Below are 20,277 nucleotides of genomic sequence, written 5' to 3' on the forward strand. Positions count from 1 at the left end.
AAGATCGATAACGATAATTAATTTCATTATCATGGAAGTTCGTATGTCTGGTTCTGTTGCCGTGACACGCGCCATTGCCGTGCCCGGATTGCTGTTATTACTGATTATCGCGACGGCATTAAGCCTGCTCATTGGGGCAAAATCACTCCCCGCTTCCGTAGTGCTGGAGGCCCTCTCCGGCACCTGCCAGAGCGCCGACTGCACTATCGTCCTCGACGCGAGACTGCCGCGTACCCTGGCCGGATTGCTGGCGGGCAGTGCGCTTGGGCTTGCCGGGGCGTTAATGCAAACCCTCACCCGAAATCCACTTGCCGATCCTGGTTTACTTGGCGTGAATGCCGGAGCCAGTTTTGCCATTGTGCTGGGTGCGGCGCTGTTTGGTTACTCATCCGCGCAGGAACAACTGGCGATGGCCTTCGCCGGGGCGCTGGTGGCCTCGTTGATTGTAGCCTTTACCGGCAGCCAGGGCGGCGGGCAATTAAGTCCGGTGCGTTTAACCCTGGCGGGCGTGGCGCTGGCGGCGGTACTGGAAGGACTGACCAGCGGCATCGCCCTGCTTAATCCTGACGTCTACGATCAACTGCGTTTCTGGCAAGCCGGTTCGCTGGATATTCGTAATCTACACACTTTAAAAGTGGTGCTGATCCCGGTGCTGATCGCCGGAGCAACTGCGCTATTACTGAGTCGCGCGCTGAACAGTTTAAGCCTTGGCAGCGACACCGCGACGGCGCTGGGCAGTCGCGTGGCGCGCACACAGTTGATTGGTCTGCTGGCGATTACCGTGCTTTGTGGTAGTGCGACGGCGGTAGTTGGCCCGATTGCCTTTATTGGCCTGATGATGCCGCATATGGCGCGTTGGCTGGTAGGTGCCGATCATCGCTGGTCGCTGCCCGTCACGCTACTCGCTACCCCTGCCCTGCTGCTGTTTGCCGATATCATCGGGCGTGTGATTGTGCCCGGCGAGCTGCGCGTTTCCGTGGTCAGTGCCTTTATTGGTGCTCCGGTGCTGATCTTCCTCGTGCGACGTAAAACACGAGGTGGCGCATGATTTACGTCTCTCGCCGATTAATCATCACCTGCTTACTGCTGATTACCGCCTGCGTGGTGGCGAGTGTCTGGGGATTACGCAGCGGTGCCGTCACGCTGGAAACCTCGCAGGTATTCGCCGCGCTGATGGGTGATGCGCCGCGCAGTATGACGATGGTGGTCACCGAATGGCGTTTACCACGCGTGCTGATGGCGTTGTTAATTGGCGCGGCGCTGGGCGTCAGCGGCGCGATTTTTCAGTCGTTGATGCGTAACCCACTCGGCAGCCCTGACGTAATGGGCTTTAACACCGGAGCGTGGAGCGGCGTGCTGGTGGCGATGGTGCTGTTTGGTCAGGACCTGACGGCTATCGCGCTGGCAGCAATGGCAGGGGGTATTGTCACGTCACTGCTGGTCTGGCTGCTTGCCTGGCGTAACGGCATCGACACCTTTCGGTTGATTATTATCGGCATCGGCGTCCGCGCCATGTTGGTGGCCTTTAATACCTGGCTGCTGCTGAAAGCGTCTTTAGAAACGGCGCTAACAGCGGGTTTGTGGAATGCCGGATCGCTCAACGGCCTGACGTGGGCAAAAACCTCGCCTTCCGCACCCATCATTATATTGATGCTCATTGCCGCCGCCTTGCTGGTGCGGCGAATGCGCTTACTGGAAATGGGCGATGATACCGCGTGTGCGCTGGGCGTCAGCGTCGAACGTTCGCGTCTGTTAATGATGCTGGTGGCGGTGGTGCTTACCGCTGCGGCAACTGCTCTGGCGGGGCCGATTTCCTTTATTGCGCTGGTCGCGCCACACATTGCCCGACGCATTAGCGGCACCGCTCGCTGGGGGCTGACCCAGGCGGCGCTGTGCGGAGCGCTGTTACTGCTGGCGGCCGATCTCTGCGCTCAGCAACTGTTTATGCCGTATCAACTTCCGGTTGGTGTCGTTACCGTCAGCCTCGGCGGTATTTACCTTATCGTCTTGTTAATTCAGGAGTCTCGCAAAAAATGACCGAATCAGTAGCCCGTTTGCGCGGCGAACAGTTAACCCTGGGATATGGCAAATATACCGTTGCGGAAAATCTGACTGTAGAAATTCCTGATGGTCACTTCACGGCAATTATCGGGCCAAATGGCTGCGGTAAATCCACGTTACTGCGTACCCTAAGCCGCCTGATGACGCCTGCTCACGGGCATGTCTGGCTGGATGGCGAGCACATTCAACATTACGCCAGTAAAGAAGTTGCACGCCGGATTGGTCTACTGGCGCAAAATGCTACCACGCCGGGAGATATCACCGTGCAGGAGCTGGTAGCGCGGGGGCGTTACCCGCATCAACCGCTGTTTACCCGCTGGCGCAAAGAAGATGAAGAAGCGGTAACGAATGCGATGCAGGCCACGGGAATAACTCATCTGGCGGATCAAAGCGTGGATACCCTCTCCGGCGGACAACGCCAGCGGGCGTGGATCGCGATGGTGCTGGCCCAGGAAACGGCGATTATGCTGCTTGATGAACCAACGACCTGGCTGGATATCAGTCATCAAATTGATTTGCTGGAACTGTTAAGCGAACTGAACCGTGAGAAAGGCTATACCCTGGCGGCAGTGCTGCACGATCTTAATCAGGCCTGTCGTTACGCCAGCCATTTGATTGCGTTGCGGGAAGGGAAAATTGTTGCTCAGGGAGCGCCGAAGGAGATTGTCACTGCTGAATTGATCGAGCGCATTTATGGTCTGCGCTGCATGATTATTGACGATCCAGTTGCCGGAACGCCGCTCGTGGTGCCGCTCGGGCGAACGGCACCTTCAACCGCGAAGATTTAAACTAAGTGGTCTGCCATCATGGCATCCTGTTTTCTGGATGCCATCGCATGGCGCAACAGCACGCCACCACAAGCCACCATACCGCCGATCAACGCGGAAAGGATCACAATAATCGCTTTGCCCGGACCGTCTTTTTTCACCGGCAACGTCGGACGCAACTGATATTTAAACGGCGTAAAATCAACATCGTTGACATTTGCTTTTGTTAATTGTTCTACAAGATACTGACGATTACGTAATTCACCGTTCAGTTCCGCAACATCGGTGACCGCTTTTTCAATTTCCAGTTTGCGTTCAATACCGTCTGCGCCGAGAGAAATAGAAAAATCAGGGTCATCTTTTACTGCCTGACCATTACTGTAAACAGGTTTTTTAATGCCTGCTGCATTAGCAATATCGAGTGAATAATTGAGACGCTGAATGTTTGCATCGAGTTGGTTTTTCGTTTTAATGCGATCCTGCGCCAGCTTTTCTTTTTCAAACTGGGTTTTGATTTCCAGTTTATTACGTACGTTTTCTATCGACTCTTTCACCACCAACGCAGAGATATAATCGATATACCCGGCCAACACTTTCTGTGCCTCTTCACTGGTAGGTGCGGTGAAACTTAGCGTCCAGGAGGTATACAATGACGGTTCATCTTTTTTCTTACTGGCATTGTCATCAACCGCTTTCATCTTCTCGCTCAATGTGACAATAGCCCGATGCAACTCCTGTTCATCAATTTTCGCCTCTTTCAATTGGTTCATAACATACGGCGATGAACGAAGATAATCTTCCAACAAACTAATGGACTGAAACTTCTTGATAAACAGGTTAAATGCTTCTGTACGATCAATTTTGATATCCAGATCCAGTACCCGAAGGTTAGTAAATGTTTTCTCCAGATCTTGCCATTGCACAGGTTCTGCCGGCGTTATAACCGCCGCACTGGTCCATTTTTGCGGTAGGATAAATGACACCAGCAACCCGATACAGGCAAAGGCAAAAACGACAGCCATGATCTGTTTTTTTGCGTGCCATAAAACTTCGATAAGATTAAGTAAATCAATTTCATTATTACGGGCTGGTGCCAGATGATAATCGGGAAAATGCGAGTCGCTTTCCTGCTTAATATTCAGTGTTGACATACGGTATAACCTGAAAATGAGTCCAATGAGGGTAAATTTCCACGGCGCACACTTTACCAGTTGGTGAGAATTATCCGAAGCTGAACTTTGTAAATTCCACGCAGCAAACGCAATGTTTGGCGCATTTTCAGACAAACCACTCAGTAAATATTAATACGATAAATAACAAAATCCATAATTATTTATCGTAATTATGGATTTGCATTTAAGATAAAGTTATTTATTTAGCGCGGCACGAATAATTGGTCCAATTTTTTCAAATGCGATTGGAGAAATAATATCCACATGCGCGCAATCCTGGCGATAAATATCCAGCTTTGCTATCCACGGCGACCAGGCGCGTTCGGGGCTCATACCTTCCTGAAGTGTACGCTCCGCAACAAACAGCGTAGCTTTGCCATCAAACGGTTCACTATGGGCGGTGGTTAATAGCCGCACTGCATCGGCATAATTGCCTTCAATGGTGGTAAACAACTCTGTCGACGCCGTTCCCTGCTGGGCTGCCAGAAAGGCCTCGCGCTCGCGGTTAATCTCCGCCAGCACTTCCGGGTCCAGACCATTGGCTTCTTTTTCCTGCCAGTTTTGCGTTTCTGGCGGCCAGGTATCCAGCAAGCCAAGAAATGCCACCTGTTCGCCACGAGCCCTCAACCGCGCCGCAATGCCCTGCGCCAGCGTACCGCCCAGCGAATACCCCAGCAGGTAATAAGGACCGTGCGGTTGTTGCTCAAGTAACGTTGCCAGATGCGCTTCGCAGACTTCATCCAGATTTGCCGCCGTCTGCATGGGTCCATAAGGGCGCGGCGACTGAATACCGATAATCGACCACTGTGGATCGAGATAACGCGAGAGCACGCTAAACTGCCAGGCAAAACCGGACGCCGGATGGAAACAAAACAGCGTCGGGCCATTACCTTCACGCAACGGCAGAATGGTTTCGAATCCCATACGCCGGGAGCTGTCTTCTTCACCATCAATAATCGTTGCGAGTTTGGCGACGGTTGACGCGACCATCACCTGCCCCGGCGTCACCTGGCGGGCAAACTGTCGGCTTAACTGCGCTGCCAGTTTCATTGCCAGTAGTGAATGACCACCAAGCGCAAAGAAATCAGCATCGGCATCCTGCACGTCACAACCCAGCAACGACGCGAATGCCGCGGCGATAATCGTTTCACTGCCCGCTTTCGGCGCACGCCCCGGCGCTTGTGCCTTCAGTTCAGGCAACGGTAAGGCTTTGCGATCCAGTTTGCCATTGGCGCTAAGTGGTAACTGTGGAAGTTGCAGCAGAACCACGGGCACCATATGCGGTGGCAATGTTTCGCGAAGCTGCGCCTGCAATGCGCTGGTATCCAGCGGCAGGCCTGATTGCGACACCAGATAGCCCACCAGTTGACGCGCATCACCACCAGTGGCTGCCGCCTGGTTAATTACACAGGCATGAGTAACAGCCTGTTCGACATCCGGCAGCGCCTGCATCACGCGGTCGATTTCGCCCAGTTCGATACGCTGCCCGCGAATTTTTAGCTGATCGTCACTGCGCCCGAGGTACTCCACCGCGCCGTTATCCAGCCAGCGGGCAACGTCTCCAGTACGGTACATCCGTTCACCTGGGGCAAAAGGATCGGCAATAAAGCGGCTGGCGGTCAGATCGGGTCGTCCAAGATATCCTTGCGCCAGTTGAATACCAGTGAGATAGAGATCACCCGCCACACCCGGCGGCACCGGATGCATCATCGCATCGAGAATGCGCAGGCCCGTGTTCCACACCGGATAACCAATCGGCACGCTGCTGCCGCGCACCTGTGCCAGTTCCTCGCCAAAAGCCGGATACCAGCTGACATCTACCGCCGCTTCCGTCGGGCCATATAGATTATGCAACGGCGCGCCGGTTAACTGTTGCCATTCGCGGCATAAATCAGCCGGTAAGGCCTCACCACTACAGAAAACCTGTTTCAACGTCGCGCAATTCTGGCGAGCGGTTTGCGGAGTCAGCGATGCAACAAATGCCGCCAGCATCGACGGCACAAAGTGCGTGGTCGTTACGCCATATTCGGCAAAGAATTGCTGCATAGCGAGCGGGTCGCGGTGCGCTTCCGGTTCAGCCATCACCAGTTTCGCCCCGGCAATAAACGGCCAGAAAAACTCCCACACCGAGACATCAAAACTGCACGGCGTTTTTTGGGCAACGACATCTTCGCCCGTGAGCGGGTAATGATTTTGCATCCAAAGCAGACGGTTAACGATAGCCGTCTGCCCGACCATTACCCCTTTTGGCCTGCCAGTGGAACCGGAGGTGAAGATGATATAAGCCGTGTGGTGCGGTTGTGAAAGTTGCAGCGGCGCACTGCTCTGTGCGGTAAGCGGGGCGTTATAGCAAAGGCTGGTTAAATCTGGAACATCAGCAAAGCGCGGCAGTTGATCGTCGGTGGTGATTAACAGCGACGGACGCGCATCTTCCAGCATCATTTTCAGGCGATCGTCCGGATAGCCGGTATCCAGCGGTAGCCAGGCTGCACCAGCCTCAACAATTGCATGTAGCGCCAGGGTCAAAAAGACCGAGCGCGGTAATGCCACCGCCACGCTGTCGCCTGGTTTAACGCCGCGCTTACGCAGCAGATTCGCCAGCGCCACCACCTGCTCGCGCATTTCCCGATAGCTAAACTGGTAACGCGCATCAACCAGCGCCGGAGCATCCGGTGTTTTTGCCGATTGTTCTGCCACCAGCGCGCTCAGCGTGGTTTCTGGAATCTCAACCTGAGTGGCGTTGATCTGCGCCAGCTGCGCATACTCACCTGGCAGCATAATATCGACATCGCCGCACAACAGCGCTGGATCCGCGGCGAACTGGGCGATCAGCATTTTCAGGCGTTCAGCATGCTGGATTAACGTTGGCTCATCGTAACGCTGTTTATTGGCGAGGATCTCAATACTCAAATCACCGTGTTCATCCGGGAACAGCGCCAGTTCAAGGTCATTAACCGGACCGGTTGCCAGGGTATGGGTTTGCGCCTGTACACCAGGAATGTCCAGTTGATAATCAAACACCTTGATATTGAGTACCGGACCGAACAACGGTTCCTCTCCCACCGCGCGTCCGCTGTCACGGACAATCTGTTCTGCATCGTAACGTTGATGGCGACGCATTTTTTTCAGTTGAGCCGCCAGTCGGGTTGCCAGTTCCGGCAGCGTTTCTTGCGCCGCAATGTGAATACCCAACGGCAAAACGTTGAGCACGGGTCCGGTCGCCGTCAACGCTGCCGATCCCAGGCGGCGCATAAAGATAAATCCGGCGGCGTAGTCCATGCGGTTGCACAATCGCCCCAGCCACAAAGCCGCCAGCGCAAGGGCTAAATCGGTACGCTGCACACCTGACAGTTGCATAGCCAGCTGGCGGAATTCCCCGTCAGTAAATTCCAGTTTCAGGCGCAGAATATCTGCCGAAGCGCTGCGCCCCGGTAAAGGTGCCGGGGAAAGTGACGCGGGCGGCGGCAGTTGACGACGCTGTTCCGCCCAGAATGCCGCATCACGCTGCCAGGCCTCGCTTTCGCGGTATTGCTGGTACTCTTCCACCACATCAGCGAAAGGCGTAAACGGCGAAGCAGGCGTTGGTTCGCCACGCAGCCATGCGCGGTAAATGTTGGCGATCTGGCGGGTAATGGCCGGGAAACTGAAGCCATCGACCAGCAAATGGTGATAACGCTGATACCAGTACCAGCGGTTATCCGCCACCTGTATCAGCTGATGAAAGACCAGTGGTTTACCGCTATCGACGCGCAGATTTTGTTGCAAATCTGCCTGCATTAATGCCTGCGCAGTACCGTGCGGATCAATGTTGGTTCTCAGGTCGATAATTTCTGGCAGTTCGAACGTCAGCGCATCATCGACCCACTGCCAGACTTCGCCGTTATCTTCCGTAAAACGCATCCGCAACGTATCTGCTTGCGCTAATCCGGCAACCACCGCGCGGGCCAGTAATGACGCATCAACCTCTCCGGTTAACTCAACGTAATGCGCCACGCTCCAGGCGGAGGGTAAATCCGACAGTTTTTCTGCCATCCAGATGCCGGGCTGTGCAGCGACCAAAGGTAAATGCTGGCTCATTGCGCCTCCTGCAACTGGGTGAAATTCGCCGGTGTCAGAGTACGCCAGTGGGCTTCCAGCCACTGCTGGCAGGACGCCTGTGACTGCGGCTGACACACAACGTCCCAGCCTGCCGGTAACGCGCATTGTTGCGGCCACAGACTGAATTGCCCCTGCGCATTGCGCAAAATGTAAAACGCTCCCTGTGGATCATCGAAGGGATTACTGAATGCCATATTCAACTCCTGTCATGGAAAAGCGGTTGCCAGAGGTCGATTAGCCCCTGCATCAAGCCACCGCGCCAACAAAGCGCATCATGTCCGCCGTCAACCTGACGCCAGAAAATGGATTCTTTTATGGGGTGTAATTGCGCATACAGCGCCTGATTGGCCCGCATGATCATCGGCTCGCGAATACCCGCTTCCAGCACAATGCGCAGACCTTCGGCGCTAACTTCACCAGCTTTTAGCTGTTCAAGTAACACGCCCTCTTGCTGCCCGCCCCGATGCGGCCACCAGTACGATCCTGACTGGCTTAATACACAACCAAAGCGTTTAGGCCAGTGCAGTCCGGCATACAGCGCGGAAAGCCCACCAAAACTCTGTCCGGCGACCACGGTGCAATCGGCACGATCGCTAAAAGGGGCAATAGCTTTCACCAGGGGTAATAACTCTTGCTGTACTGCCAGCCAGAAATCAGCATTACACGGCAGTTCGTGGGCGCGGTGCGTGGTGTCGATAGCGTCGATCAACACATACACGGCGGGAGGAAGTTGCTGACGATGGGTCAGCGAAGTCAGCACAGGCCAGACAGGCATACTTTGCGCCCAAAATTCGCCATCAAGCAAAACTGCCAGCGGGCGTTCTCCTGCTGTTACATCTCCGGTGGTAAAAATCCATACACGGCGTGAATTTCCCAGACGTTCACTTTTCCAGATAATTTCTTTAGCAGGCGTTTCTGGCGCTTGCGGACAATCCCAACCCGGTTGCAGGGGCGCTTGCGGCATTTCGAGTGCAGAAACAGCGTGCCCTCGCCCGCCTTTCCAGCTTTGTGGATTCAGCGGATCGGCTATCGCCTGAGGTAATAGTTTTCGCCAGCCTTCACGCAATTCGAGGCGATCAGGGGATGGTGCAGAAAAAATGTCATCGCGTTCGCTGGGAACAAAACAGTAGCTGCCGCGCCATTCGGCATTGAGTTGTGTCGTCCACAGCCAGACATCGGTACCTGCAATTCGCTGCATCGACTGGGGGCGGCTATTTTGATGGTGATCGGTGACGCCAGTGATGTAGACCCATACGCGCTTTATCGTCGAGTAGTCTTCAGAACCTTGTGGATCACGCCACCAGAAAGTGACCTCAAACATTTCGTCATTAAGACGCTGCCATTCAGGGCCATGTTTCGACTGCCACCAGCTATCACTTCCCACCTTTAACGCCGCCACATCATAACCTTATGTTTATTGTGAATTTTTTCATTGATTGCAGAAATATATTGATAATATTATTGATAACTATTTGCATTTGCAATAGCGTAATGGCGCGCCGTGGGAAGCGCGGACATTTATTAACCAACTGCACTGCGTGTCTTTCAGGATCAAAGGTTTTCGCGGTAGCGGGATGCGTCGTGTTGATGACGACCATGCCCGACAGTTGCAATTCGTGGCAAAAATGCAGGAATAAAACAATGAACAAGAAGATTCATTCCCTGGCCTTGTTGGTCAATCTGGGGATTTATGGGGTAGCACAGGCACAAGAGCCAACCGATACTCCTGTTTCACATGACGATACCATTGTCGTTACCGCCGCCGAGCAGAACTTGCAAGCGCCTGGCGTTTCTACCATCACCGCAGATGAAATCCGCAAAAACCCCGTTGCCCGCGATGTGTCGGAAATCATCCGTACCATGCCAGGCGTTAACCTGACCGGCAACTCCACCAGTGGTCAACGTGGTAATAACCGCCAGATTGATATTCGCGGCATGGGGCCGGAAAACACGCTGATTTTGATTGACGGCAAGCCGGTCAGCAGCCGTAACTCGGTGCGTCAGGGCTGGCGTGGCGAGCGCGATACCCGTGGTGATACTTCCTGGGTGCCGCCTGAAATGATTGAACGTATTGAAGTTCTGCGTGGTCCGGCAGCTGCGCGTTATGGTAACGGCGCTGCGGGCGGCGTGGTTAACATCATTACCAAAAAAGGCAGCGGTGAGTGGCATGGCTCCTGGGATGCTTATTTCAACGCCCCAGAACATAAAGAGGAAGGTGCCACCAAACGTACCAACTTCAGCCTGACCGGTCCGCTGGGAGATGAATTCAGCTTCCGTCTATATGGCAACCTCGACAAAACCCAGGCCGACGCGTGGGATATTAACCAGGGGCATCAGTCCGCGCGTGCCGGTACATATGCGGATACGCTGCCCGCTGGGCGCGAAGGGGTGATCAACAAGGATATTAATGGCGTAGTTCGCTGGGACTTCGCGCCTCTGCAATCACTCGAACTGGAAGCAGGCTACAGCCGCCAGGGCAACCTGTATGCGGGCGACACACAGAACACCAACTCCGATTCCTATACCCGCTCGAAATATGGTGATGAAACCAACCGCTTGTATCGTCAGAACTACTCACTGACCTGGAACGGCGGCTGGGATAACGGCGTGACCACCAGCAACTGGGTACAGTACGAACACACGCGTAACTCGCGTATTCCGGAAGGTCTGGCGGGCGGCACCGAAGGGAAATTTAACGAAAAAGCGACACAGGATTTCGTCGATATCGATCTTGATGACGTGATGTTGCACAGCGAAGTTAACCTGCCGATTGATTTCCTTGTTAACCAGACGCTGACGCTGGGTACGGAGTGGAATCAGCAGCGGATGAAGGACTTGAGTTCCAACACACAGGCGCTGACCGGAACGAATACCGGTGGTGCTATTGATGGCGTGAGCGCCACCGACCGTAGCCCATATTCAAAAGCAGAAATTTTCTCGTTGTTTGCCGAAAACAACATGGAGCTGACTGACAGCACCATCGTAACGCCAGGGCTGCGTTTCGATCATCACAGCATTGTTGGCGATAACTGGAGCCCGGCGCTGAACATATCGCAAGGTTTAGGCGATGACTTCACGCTGAAAATGGGCATTGCCCGCGCCTATAAAGCGCCGAGCCTGTACCAGACCAACCCGAACTACATTCTCTACAGTAAAGGTCAGGGCTGTTACGCCAGCGCGGGCGGCTGCTATCTGCAGGGTAACGATGACCTGAAAGCGGAAACCAGTATCAACAAAGAAATTGGTCTGGAGTTCAAACGCGACGGCTGGCTGGCGGGCGTCACCTGGTTCCGTAACGATTATCGCAATAAGATTGAAGCGGGCTATGTGGCTGTAGGGCAAAATGCGGCTGGCACCGATCTCTATCAGTGGGATAACGTGCCGAAAGCGGTAGTTGAAGGTCTGGAAGGATCGTTAAACGTACCGGTTAGCGAAACGGTCATGTGGACTAATAACATCACTTATATGCTGAAGAGTGAAAACAAAACCACGGGCGACCGTTTGTCGATCATCCCGGAATATACGTTGAACTCAACGCTGAGCTGGCAGGCACGGGAAGATTTGTCGATGCAAACGACCTTCACCTGGTACGGCAAGCAGCAGCCGAAGAAGTACAACTATAAAGGTCAGCCAGCCGTTGGCCCGGAAACCAAAGAAATCAGTCCGTACAGCATTGTGGGTCTGAGCGCGACCTGGGATGTGACGAAGAATGTCAGTCTGACCGGCGGCGTGGACAACCTGTTCGACAAGCGTTTGTGGCGTGCGGGTAATGCCCAGACCACAGGCGATCTGGCAGGCGCCAACTATATCGCAGGTGCCGGGGCGTATACCTATAACGAGCCGGGACGTACGTGGTATATGAGCGTTAACACTCACTTCTGATGCTAACGTCAGATTGTTGACAAAGCGCGCGTCGTTCATGCCGGATGCGGCGTGAACGCCTTATCAGGCCTACAAAATCTTGCCAATTCAATATATTGCAGGACCACGTAGGCCTGATAAGCGTAGCGCATCAGGCAGTTTTGCGTTTGTCATCAGCCTCTAATATGGTCGACATGAAAACTACGCATACCTCCCTCCCCTTTACCGGACATACGCTACATTTTGTTGAGTTTGATCCGGCGAGTTTTCGCGAGCAGGATTTACTCTGGCTACCGCACTACGCGCAACTGCAAAACGCTGGGCGGAAACGCAAAGCCGAACATTTGGCCGGGCGGATCGCTGCTGTTTATGCGTTGCGGGAATATGGCTATAAAGGTGTACCCGCAATCGGCGAGCTACGCCAACCTGTGTGGCCTGCGGGGTTAAATGGCAGTATTAGCCACTGCGGGACTACGGCATTAGCCGTGGTATCTCGTCAACCGATTGGCATTGATATCGAAGAAATTTTTTCTGCGCAAACAGCGGCAGAATTGACAGACAGCATTATTACACCAGCGGAACACGAGCGACTCGCAGACTGCGGTTTAGCCTTTTCTCTGGCGCTGACACTGGCATTTTCCGCCAAAGAGAGTGCATTTAAGGCAAACAAGATACAGGCCGCTCCAGGTTTTCTGGATTATCAGATAATTAGCTGGAATAAACAGCGGATCATCATTCGACGAGAGGATGAGCAGTTTGCTGTGCACTGGCAGCTTAAACAAAAGATAGTCATATCACTGTGCCAACACGATTAATTGACAACATCTGGTACGATTCGCCCGCAGCCATCACTGACTGCGGGCGAAAGTGTAAAGCAGGTGCCTTACCACCCTGACCTGACAACCGGATATGCGGGGATTGCTCCCCGCACAACGGCTACTTCTTCGGTTCGTAAGCGAGAACAGCCTTAAACTCAATATTACGTTCCTTTACCGTGAACTCACACAGCGAGTCTCCGACCAGAAGCGTAAATCCCAGCACCGTTAAACACAGCACTATGACTGCCACAAGGGCATATTTCGTCAGCATGTTTATATTGCCTCCATGCGAAGAAGGGACTACCATCCGAGTTGTTGAGGTTCGGAGTGGCAGCCCCAGGGTTGATAGAAATATCTCCTGGGGCTTCATCTTTCCAGACCTCAGAGTAAACCTGAAACCGGAAAGCTTCAGGCACCCGCAGTTATCTTACCCTTTCCTAGCAAAATAACTGTTTATTTATACAGCAAATCCTGTTTCGGACTTCTGTCGGCAAAACTGATCATTGCCCTTAAAACGAAATCGCCCGCAGCCATCACTGACCGCGGGCGAAAGTGTAAAGCAGGTGCCTTACCATCCTGACCTGACAACCGGATATGCGGGGATTACTCCCCGCACAACGGCTACTTCTTCGGTTCGTAAGCGAGAACAGCCTTAAACTCAATATTACGTTCCTTTACGGTGAACTCACACAGCGAGTCTCCGACCAGAAGCGTAAATCCCAGCACCGTTAAGCACAGCACTATGACTGCCACAAGGGCATATTTCGTCAGCATGTTTATATTGCCTCCATGCGAAGAAGGGACTACCATCCAAATTGTTCGGGTTTGGAGTGGTAGCCCCAGGGTTGATAGAAATATCTCCTGGGGCTTCATCTTTCCAGACCTCAGAGTAAACCTGAAACCGGAAAGCTTCAGGCACCCGCAGTTATCTTACCCTTCCTTAGCAAAATGGCTGTTTATTTATACAGTAAATCCTGTTTCGGACTTCTGTCATTCATTATCCGATCCGCAACTTGGCCAGGCTTTTTTTCTGCCCTCCCAGCTCGTCAAAATTCTCCTCCGCCAGCCAGCTCTGCAGCACCTTGCCACATTGCGGCCATTCGCTATCAATAATCGATAACCAGTCGCTGTCACGGTTACGCCCTTTGCGCACGATTTTCTGCCGGAAACGACCTTCAAAAACAAAACCTAAACGTTCAGCAGCGCGGCGTGATGCCAGATTAAGCGAATCACATTTCCACTCCACGCGCCGATAATTATGAGCAAAGGCGCATTGCAAAAGTAACCAGATCGCTTCTGTACCGAGCACGCTATTTTTCATTCGCGGAGACCAGGTAACATGGCCGATTTCAACCGAACCATGTTCGCGTTCGATTGCCATAAAACAGACCAGCCCAACGGCCCGCGCAGAACGATTATCAACCACGGCAAAGGGCACCAGTGAAAGATCATTCACTTTGCCAGCAATCCATGACTCGGTAGCAGCAACACTTGCCGGACGACTGCTGGCAAGCCACGTCCAGTCACGCTCGTCTGGCGCCTGAGCATATGCATCAAACAGATCGCCTGCGTGACGTTGCGCGTCTAGTGGCTCCAGTCGACACCATTGTCCTTCCAGTAAATGACGCGGTAAAACCGCTGCACCTTGCCAGTCCGGCAGCGCATCGCCGACCGTCTGTCCATATTGATTAATTTCCGGCACGACCTTCCCCTTTTGCTGATGTCTTAAACTGTTATATCAGTTCGCAATCACAACAAGAAAGAAACATTCCAGAACTTCCGCATCTCGCCCAGCCGCTCCCACTTCTATACTGAAATGAAAACGCCAACATAAGAGAAACCTATGCCATTACCCAATTTTCATGTTTCTGAACCTTTTACCCTCGGTATTGAACTGGAAATGCAGGTGGTTAATCCGCCGGGCTATGACTTAAGCCAGGACTCTTCAACGCTGATTGACGCGGTTAAAAATGAGATCACTGCCGGGGAGGTAAAGCACGATATCACCGAAAGTATGCTGGAGCTGGCGACGGATGTTTGCCGTGATATCAACCAGGCTGCCGGGCAATTTTCAGCAATGCAGAAAGTCGTATTGCAGGCAGCCGCAGACCATCATCTGGAAATTTGCGGCGGTGGCACACACCCGTTTCAGAAATGGCAGCGTCAGGAGGTATGCGATAACGAACGCTATCAACGAACGCTGGAAAACTTTGGCTATCTCATCCAGCAAGCGACCGTTTTTGGTCAGCATGTCCATGTTGGCTGCGCCAGTGGCGATGACGCTATTTATTTGCTGCACGGCTTGTCACGGTTTGTGCCGCACTTTATCGCCCTTTCCGCCGCGTCACCGTATATGCAAGGAACGGATACACGCTTTGCCTCCTCACGACCCAATATTTTTTCCGCCTTTCCCGATAATGGCCCGATGCCGTGGGTCAGTAACTGGCAACAATTTGAAGCCCTGTTTCGCTGTCTGAGTTACACCACGATGATCGACAGCATTAAAGATCTGCACTGGGATATTCGCCCCAGCCCCCATTTTGGTACGGTGGAAGTTCGGGTGATGGATACCCCGTTAACTCTTAGCCATGCGGTAAATATGGCAGGATTGATTCAGGCTACCGCCCACTGGTTACTGACGGAACGCCCGTTCAAACATCAGGAGAAAGATTACCTGCTGTATAAATTCAACCGTTTCCAGGCCTGCCGTTATGGTCTGGAAGGCGTCATTACCGATCCGCACACCGGCGATCGTCGGCCTCTAACGGAAGACACCTTGCGTTTACTGGAAAAAATCGCCCCTTCCGCACATAAAATTGGTGCGTCGAGTGCGATTGAGGCCCTGTATCGCCAGGTTGCCAGCGGCCTGAATGAAGCACAATTGATGCGCGATTTCGTCGCCGATGGCGGCTCGCTGATTGGGTTGGTGAAAAAGCATTGTGAGATCTGGGCCGGTGACTAAGCCGGGAATTGCCTTACAGAAGAATATCCCTGACAATGGTGTTTTAACTTACATTTAACAATGTTATGAAACACCCTTTAGAAACCTTGACCACCGCAGCTGGCATCTTGCTGATGGCTTTTCTCTCTTGCCTGCTGCTGCCCGCCCCCGCACTGGGGCTGACGCTGGCACAAAAACTGGTGACCTCGTTCCATTTGATGGATCTTAGCCAGCTTTACACTTTATTGTTTTGCCTGTGGTTTTTAGTGCTGGGCGCTATTGAGTATTTTGTTCTGCGCTTTATCTGGCGACGCTGGTTCTCGCTGGCGGATTAAACGTCGATTATCGTCGTGCTTCGCGGCATACTTTGCTTATTCTCCTTCGCCTAAAGGAACGTTTATGGATAAGCAATCACTGCACGAAACGGCGAAACGCCTGGCCCTTGAGTTACCCTTTGTCGAGCTTTGCTGGCCGTTTGGCCCGGAGTTTGATGTCTTTAAAATTGGCGGCAAGATTTTTATGTTGTCGTCAGAACTGCGCGGCGTTCCCTTTATCAATTTGAAGTCCGATCCACAAAAATCCCTGTTAAATCAGCAGATATATCCAAGCATTAAGCCTGGGTATCACATGAATAAAAAGCACTGGATTTCGGTCTATCCCGGCGAAGAAATCTCCGAAGCGTTACTTCGCGATCTGATCAACGATTCATGGAATTTAGTGGTTGATGGCTTAGCTAAACGAGATCAAAAAAGGCTGCGCCCTGGCTAAAACGTAAATCTATAGCGCATTTTTCTCGCTTACCATTTCTCGTTGAACCTTGTAATCTGCTGGCACGCAAAATTACTTACACATGGAGTCTTTATGGATATCATTTCTGTCGCCTTAAAGCGTCATTCCACTAAGGCATTTGATGCCAGCAAAAAACTTACCCCGGAACAGGCCGAGCAGATCAAAACTCTACTGCAATACAGCCCATCCAGCACCAACTCCCAGCCGTGGCATTTTATTGTTGCCAGCACTGAAGAAGGCAAAGCGCGTGTTGCCAAATCCGCCGCCGGTAATTATGTGTTCAACGAGCGTAAAATGCTTGATGCCTCGCACGTCGTGGTGTTCTGCGCGAAAACCGCGATGGACGATGCCTGGCTGAAACAGGTTGTTGACCAGGAAGATGCCGATGGCCGCTTTGCCACGCCGGAAGCGAAAGCCGCGAACGATAAAGGTCGCAAATTCTTCGCCGATATGCACCGTAAAGATCTGCATGATGATGCTGAGTGGATGGCAAAACAGGTTTACCTCAACGTCGGTAATTTCCTGCTGGGCGTTGCGGCGCTTGGTCTGGACGCGGTGCCAATCGAAGGTTTTGACGCCGCCATCCTCGATGAAGAATTTGGTCTGAAAGAGAAAGGCTATACCAGTCTGGTGGTTGTTCCGGTAGGTCATCACAGCGTTGAAGATTTTAACGCGACGCTGCCGAAATCTCGTCTGCCACAAAGTATCACCTTAACCGAAGTGTAATTATCCTGACAGCCGGGAACCCATCCCGGCTCAGATTGCTAACAAAGTGCGCTTTGTTTATGCCGGATGCGGCGTGACCGCCTTATCCTGCCTACAAGTTCGTCCAGTTCATTCAAGGTAGGCATGATAAGCGTAGCGCATCAGGCAATTTTATATTTGCCATCAGCTCTCGCAGGAAATTCCTTCATCAGATTTTCCTGATTTGCATAACTCCCTTTCAGCCGCCATCATAGGCCGCTGTTGTATATAGGAGATGTTATGCAGGATTTAATATCCCAGGTTGAAGATTTAGCGGGTATTGAGTTTGATCACACCACCTCGATGGTGATGATTTTTGGTATTATTTTTCTGACCGCCGTTGTAGTGCATATTATTTTGCACTGGGTGGTACTACGTACCTTCGAAAAACGTGCCATCGCCAGCTCACGGCTGTGGCTGCAAATCATTACCCAAAATAAACTCTTCCACCGTTTAGCTTTTACCCTCCAGGGGATTATCGTCAATATTCAGGCGGTATTCTGGCTGCAAAAAGGCACTGAAGCAGCTGATATTCTGACCACCTGCGCGCAGTTGTGGATCATGATGTATGCGCTGCTTTCAGTCTTCTCGTTGCTGGATGTTATTTTGAATCTGGCGCAGAAATTCCCGGCGGCAAAGCAGTTGCCGTTAAAAGGGATATTTCAGGGGATTAAACTGATCGGCGCGATTCTGGTCGGCATTTTGATGATCTCACTGCTGATTGGTCAGTCACCGGCGATTCTGATCAGTGGTCTTGGCGCGATGGCCGCCGTGCTGATGTTAGTGTTTAAAGATCCGATTCTTGGTCTGGTTGCAGGTATTCAGCTTTCCGCGAACGATATGTTGAAACTGGGCGACTGGCTGGAAATGCCAAAATACGGCGCGGATGGCGCAGTAATTGATATTGGTTTAACCACCGTCAAAGTGCGCAACTGGGACAATACTATTACCACTATTCCCACCTGGTCGCTGGTATCTGACTCTTTTAAAAACTGGAGCGGGATGTCAGCATCCGGTGGGCGACGTATTAAGCGCAGTATCAGTATTGATGTCACCAGTATTCGTTTTCTTGATGAAACTGAAATGCAGCGGCTGAATAAAGCGCATTTGTTAAAGCCTTATTTAACCAGCCGCCATCAGGAAATTAATGAGTGGAATCGCCAGCAAGGTTCTACGGAGTCGGTATTAAACCTGCGCCGAATGACCAATATTGGAACCTTTCGTGCCTATCTGAACGAATATCTGCGTAACCATCCGCGGATTCGTAAAGATATGACCTTAATGGTGCGCCAGTTAGCTCCGGGCGATAACGGTTTACCGCTTGAGATCTACGCGTTTACTAATACCGTGGTATGGCTGGAATATGAAAGCATTCAGGCTGATATATTCGACCACATATTTGCGATCGTCGAAGAGTTTGGTCTGCGACTTCATCAGTCGCCAACCAGCAATGATATTCGCTCCCTGGCGGACGCATTTAAGCAGTAATTAAAAAACCGCTCTCATCGAATGGATGAGAGCGGCTTCAGATTGTTGTCATCGTGTTGTCGGATGCAGCGTGAATGCCTTATCCAATCGGCACTATTATTTCGCTTTCCGACGCAGCGTTTTAAACGCCACAAACAGGAATACAATCCACACCGGCAGCAGAATTGCCGACAAGCGCATATCATCCATCGTGCACATCAGCAGCAAAATCATGCCGAGAAAGGCAATGCAGAGATAGTTGCCGAACGGATAAAGCAGCGCCTTAAACTGTGTTTCACGCCCCTGACGTCGCATCGCCGCGCGAAAACGCAGATGCGCCAGGCAGATCATAATCCAGTTCAACAGCAGCGTTGCTACCACCAGCGCCATCAGCAGACCAAACGCTTTTTGCGGCAGCAGATAGTTAATCAGCACCACCAGCGAAGTGATCGCCCCGGAAAGCATCAGCGAGTTGATCGGCACGCCGCGATGGCTAACGCGGGTAAGAAACTTCGGTGCATTACCCTGCACAGAAAGGCCAAATAGCATCCGGCTGTTAGAGTAAACCCCGCTGTTGTACACCGATAATGATGCTACCAGAATAACGAAGTTCAGCGCAGAAGCCACCACGTTGCTGTCAAGGTTATGGAAAATCATCACAAACGGGCTACTGTTGGATTTCACTTCCACCCACGGATAGAGTGCCAGTAAAACCACCAGTGAACCGATATAAAACAGCAAGATGCGATACACCACCTGATTCACTGCTTTAGGGATGCTTTTTTCCGGATCGCGCGCTTCAGCGGCAGTAATACCAATCAGTTCCAGCCCTCCGAAGGAGAACATAATCACCGCCAGCGACAAAATCAGCCCATTCCAGCCGGTGGCAAAGAAACCACCGTAGCGCCAGAGGTTGTCGATACTGGCTTTCTCGCCGCCATGACCAGAAAACAGCAGCCACAGGCCAAATCCGATCATGCCGATAATCGCCAGCACTTTAATCAGCGCAAACCAGAACTCAGTTTCACCATATAAGCGCACGTTCACCAGGTTAACGGCGTTGATGATAATAAAGAAGGCGGCAGCCCAGATCCAGGTGGGGACATCCGGGAACCAGTACTGCATATAGATGCCCGCAGCGGTCAGCTCTGCCATTCCCACCAGCACGAACATCACCCAGTAGTTCCAGCCAGAAAGGAAGCCCGCAAACGGTCCCCAGTATTTATAGGCAAAGTGGGCAAATGAACCGGATACCGGCTCTTCGACCACCATCTCGCCAAGCTGGCGCATAATCAGGAAAGCGATGATCCCGGCGACGCCGTAGCCCAGCAATACAGCCGGACCCGCCATCTGAATCGCCGGGCCAATGCCAAGAAACAGACCAGTACCAATAGCGCCGCCCAGCGCAATCAGTTGAATATGACGGTTATGTAATCCGCGATGAAGCGTCGGCTCTTGATTCGACGCAGTATCTTCCGATACGGTTGACGCGTTTTTCACGCCTTTCCCCTGTGTGTCTTTTTTGTTGAGGGGCACCTTTTAACATTTAGTGCCCATCG

General features: G+C 52.4%; 18 protein-coding genes and 1 pseudogene. 11 read left to right on the forward strand and 8 right to left on the reverse strand.

Annotated features, from left to right (window positions below):
- Positions 1 to 43: 43 nt before the first annotated feature.
- From fepD to fepC, 3 genes are read left to right on the forward strand one after another with little or no spacing between them, the layout of a single operon-like run.
- The gene (gene fepD / locus D9738_RS12010) at positions 44 to 1,048 is read left to right on the forward strand and encodes a Fe(3+)-siderophore ABC transporter permease (protein ID WP_130206427.1); all 1,005 of its coding nucleotides are present in this window, start codon (positions 44 to 46) and stop codon (positions 1,046 to 1,048) included.
- Positions 1,045 to 2,037 carry an iron-enterobactin ABC transporter permease gene (gene fepG / locus D9738_RS12015; protein ID WP_130206425.1) on the forward strand — a complete coding sequence of 331 codons (993 nt, stop codon included), beginning with the start codon at positions 1,045 to 1,047 and terminating at the stop codon, positions 2,035 to 2,037. The genes fepD and fepG overlap by 4 nt, the downstream gene beginning before the upstream one ends.
- Entirely contained in the window at positions 2,034 to 2,849 is an 816-nt protein-coding gene (gene fepC, locus D9738_RS12020; RefSeq protein WP_130260253.1) for an iron-enterobactin ABC transporter ATP-binding protein, read from the forward strand. Before fepG ends, fepC begins: the two co-directional genes overlap by 4 nt.
- Here fepC and wzz(fepE) read toward each other — a convergent pair.
- The 4 genes from wzz(fepE) to fes all read right to left on the reverse strand — a co-directional run bounded on the left by wzz(fepE) (position 2,846) and on the right by fes (position 9,497).
- On the reverse strand, positions 2,846 to 3,979 hold the full coding sequence (gene wzz(fepE) / locus D9738_RS12025; protein ID WP_130260254.1) for an LPS O-antigen length regulator Wzz(fepE): 1,134 nt from the start codon (positions 3,977 to 3,979) through the stop codon (positions 2,846 to 2,848). The two genes, fepC and wzz(fepE), sit on opposite strands and share 4 nt — an antisense overlap.
- A 216-nt stretch (positions 3,980 to 4,195) precedes the next feature.
- The gene (gene entF / locus D9738_RS12030) at positions 4,196 to 8,077 is read right to left on the reverse strand and encodes an enterobactin non-ribosomal peptide synthetase EntF (RefSeq protein WP_130260255.1); all 3,882 of its coding nucleotides are present in this window, start codon (positions 8,075 to 8,077) and stop codon (positions 4,196 to 4,198) included.
- Positions 8,074 to 8,292 carry an enterobactin biosynthesis protein YbdZ gene (gene ybdZ, locus D9738_RS12035; protein WP_000885787.1) on the reverse strand — a complete coding sequence of 73 codons (219 nt, stop codon included), beginning with the start codon at positions 8,290 to 8,292 and terminating at the stop codon, positions 8,074 to 8,076. Before ybdZ ends, entF begins: the two co-directional genes overlap by 4 nt.
- 2 nt (positions 8,293 to 8,294) lie before the next feature.
- On the reverse strand, positions 8,295 to 9,497 hold the full coding sequence (gene fes / locus D9738_RS12040) for an enterochelin esterase (RefSeq protein ID WP_130260256.1): 1,203 nt from the start codon (positions 9,495 to 9,497) through the stop codon (positions 8,295 to 8,297).
- Positions 9,498 to 9,739: 242 nt separating this feature from the next.
- On the opposite strand from fes, the gene fepA reads away from it, so the two are divergent.
- Both fepA and entD read left to right on the forward strand, forming a co-directional pair.
- Positions 9,740 to 11,980 carry a siderophore enterobactin receptor FepA gene (gene fepA / locus D9738_RS12045; RefSeq protein ID WP_130260257.1) on the forward strand — a complete coding sequence of 747 codons (2,241 nt, stop codon included), beginning with the start codon at positions 9,740 to 9,742 and terminating at the stop codon, positions 11,978 to 11,980.
- Between the two features lie 173 nt (positions 11,981 to 12,153).
- Positions 12,154 to 12,774, forward strand: a complete 621-nt coding sequence (gene entD, locus D9738_RS12050; protein ID WP_130260258.1) for an enterobactin synthase subunit EntD — start codon at positions 12,154 to 12,156, stop codon at positions 12,772 to 12,774.
- A gap of 121 nt (positions 12,775 to 12,895) precedes the next feature.
- Here entD and hokE (D9738_RS12055) read toward each other — a convergent pair whose 3' ends face one another.
- Positions 12,896 to 13,048 (reverse strand): type I toxin-antitoxin system toxin HokE, encoded by a 153-nt coding sequence (gene hokE, locus D9738_RS12055; protein WP_000956465.1) that lies wholly within the window; start codon positions 13,046 to 13,048, stop codon positions 12,896 to 12,898.
- A gap of 350 nt (positions 13,049 to 13,398) precedes the next feature.
- Positions 13,399 to 13,551, reverse strand: coding sequence for a type I toxin-antitoxin system toxin HokE (gene hokE / locus D9738_RS24910; RefSeq protein ID WP_000956465.1), 153 nt, complete (start codon positions 13,549 to 13,551; stop codon positions 13,399 to 13,401).
- On the opposite strand from hokE (D9738_RS24910), the pseudogene D9738_RS25505 reads away from it, so the two are divergent.
- A pseudogene (locus D9738_RS25505) lies at positions 13,520 to 13,770 on the forward strand (hypothetical protein); the annotation flags it as partial. The gene hokE (D9738_RS24910) and the pseudogene D9738_RS25505 sit on opposite strands and share 32 nt — an antisense overlap.
- 4 nt (positions 13,771 to 13,774) lie before the next feature.
- Here D9738_RS25505 and D9738_RS12070 read toward each other — a convergent pair.
- The gene (locus tag D9738_RS12070) at positions 13,775 to 14,479 is read right to left on the reverse strand and encodes a GNAT family protein (protein ID WP_130260259.1); all 705 of its coding nucleotides are present in this window, start codon (positions 14,477 to 14,479) and stop codon (positions 13,775 to 13,777) included.
- 141 nt (positions 14,480 to 14,620) lie between these two features.
- Between D9738_RS12070 and D9738_RS12075 the strand changes: the two genes are divergently transcribed.
- From D9738_RS12075 to ybdG, 5 genes are all read left to right on the forward strand, one after another.
- Entirely contained in the window at positions 14,621 to 15,739 is a 1,119-nt protein-coding gene (locus D9738_RS12075) for a YbdK family carboxylate-amine ligase (protein ID WP_130206409.1), read from the forward strand.
- Positions 15,740 to 15,804: 65 nt separating this feature from the next.
- On the forward strand, positions 15,805 to 16,053 hold the full coding sequence (locus D9738_RS12080; RefSeq protein ID WP_130260260.1) for a DUF1158 domain-containing protein: 249 nt from the start codon (positions 15,805 to 15,807) through the stop codon (positions 16,051 to 16,053).
- A gap of 64 nt (positions 16,054 to 16,117) precedes the next feature.
- Positions 16,118 to 16,486, forward strand: a complete 369-nt coding sequence (locus tag D9738_RS12085) for an MmcQ/YjbR family DNA-binding protein (protein WP_130206405.1) — start codon at positions 16,118 to 16,120, stop codon at positions 16,484 to 16,486.
- 93 nt (positions 16,487 to 16,579) lie between these two features.
- Positions 16,580 to 17,233, forward strand: coding sequence for an oxygen-insensitive NAD(P)H nitroreductase (gene nfsB, locus D9738_RS12090; RefSeq protein WP_130260261.1), 654 nt, complete (start codon positions 16,580 to 16,582; stop codon positions 17,231 to 17,233).
- Positions 17,234 to 17,491: 258 nt separating this feature from the next.
- The gene (gene ybdG / locus D9738_RS12095; protein WP_130206401.1) at positions 17,492 to 18,739 is read left to right on the forward strand and encodes a mechanosensitive ion channel YbdG; all 1,248 of its coding nucleotides are present in this window, start codon (positions 17,492 to 17,494) and stop codon (positions 18,737 to 18,739) included.
- 96 nt (positions 18,740 to 18,835) lie between these two features.
- Here the strand turns inward: ybdG and pheP are convergent, their stop codons facing one another.
- Positions 18,836 to 20,218: a phenylalanine transporter gene (gene pheP, locus D9738_RS12100; RefSeq protein WP_064529014.1), complete on the reverse strand. Its 1,383-nt coding sequence runs from the start codon at positions 20,216 to 20,218 to the stop codon at positions 18,836 to 18,838.
- Positions 20,219 to 20,277 lie beyond the last annotated feature (59 nt).

The sequence above is a fragment of the Escherichia sp. E10V5 genome (assembly GCF_004212315.1).
Lineage (GTDB): Bacteria > Pseudomonadota > Gammaproteobacteria > Enterobacterales > Enterobacteriaceae > Escherichia.

Coding starts and splice junctions, on each gene's coding strand:
- ybdZ (WP_000885787.1), bottom strand. CDS start 8,292: ATGGCATTCAGTAATCCCTTCGATGATCCACAGGGAGCGTTTTACATT.
- hokE (WP_000956465.1), bottom strand. CDS start 13,048: ATGCTGACGAAATATGCCCTTGTGGCAGTCATAGTGCTGTGTTTAACG.
- fepC (WP_130260253.1), top strand. CDS start 2,034: ATGACCGAATCAGTAGCCCGTTTGCGCGGCGAACAGTTAACCCTGGGA.
- fepD (WP_130206427.1), top strand. CDS start 44: ATGTCTGGTTCTGTTGCCGTGACACGCGCCATTGCCGTGCCCGGATTG.
- hokE (WP_000956465.1), bottom strand. CDS start 13,551: ATGCTGACGAAATATGCCCTTGTGGCAGTCATAGTGCTGTGCTTAACG.
- nfsB (WP_130260261.1), top strand. CDS start 16,580: ATGGATATCATTTCTGTCGCCTTAAAGCGTCATTCCACTAAGGCATTT.
- entD (WP_130260258.1), top strand. CDS start 12,154: ATGAAAACTACGCATACCTCCCTCCCCTTTACCGGACATACGCTACAT.
- fepA (WP_130260257.1), top strand. CDS start 9,740: ATGAACAAGAAGATTCATTCCCTGGCCTTGTTGGTCAATCTGGGGATT.
- ybdG (WP_130206401.1), top strand. CDS start 17,492: ATGCAGGATTTAATATCCCAGGTTGAAGATTTAGCGGGTATTGAGTTT.
- fepG (WP_130206425.1), top strand. CDS start 1,045: ATGATTTACGTCTCTCGCCGATTAATCATCACCTGCTTACTGCTGATT.
- D9738_RS12085 (WP_130206405.1), top strand. CDS start 16,118: ATGGATAAGCAATCACTGCACGAAACGGCGAAACGCCTGGCCCTTGAG.
- D9738_RS12075 (WP_130206409.1), top strand. CDS start 14,621: ATGCCATTACCCAATTTTCATGTTTCTGAACCTTTTACCCTCGGTATT.
- D9738_RS12080 (WP_130260260.1), top strand. CDS start 15,805: ATGAAACACCCTTTAGAAACCTTGACCACCGCAGCTGGCATCTTGCTG.
- entF (WP_130260255.1), bottom strand. CDS start 8,077: ATGAGCCAGCATTTACCTTTGGTCGCTGCACAGCCCGGCATCTGGATG.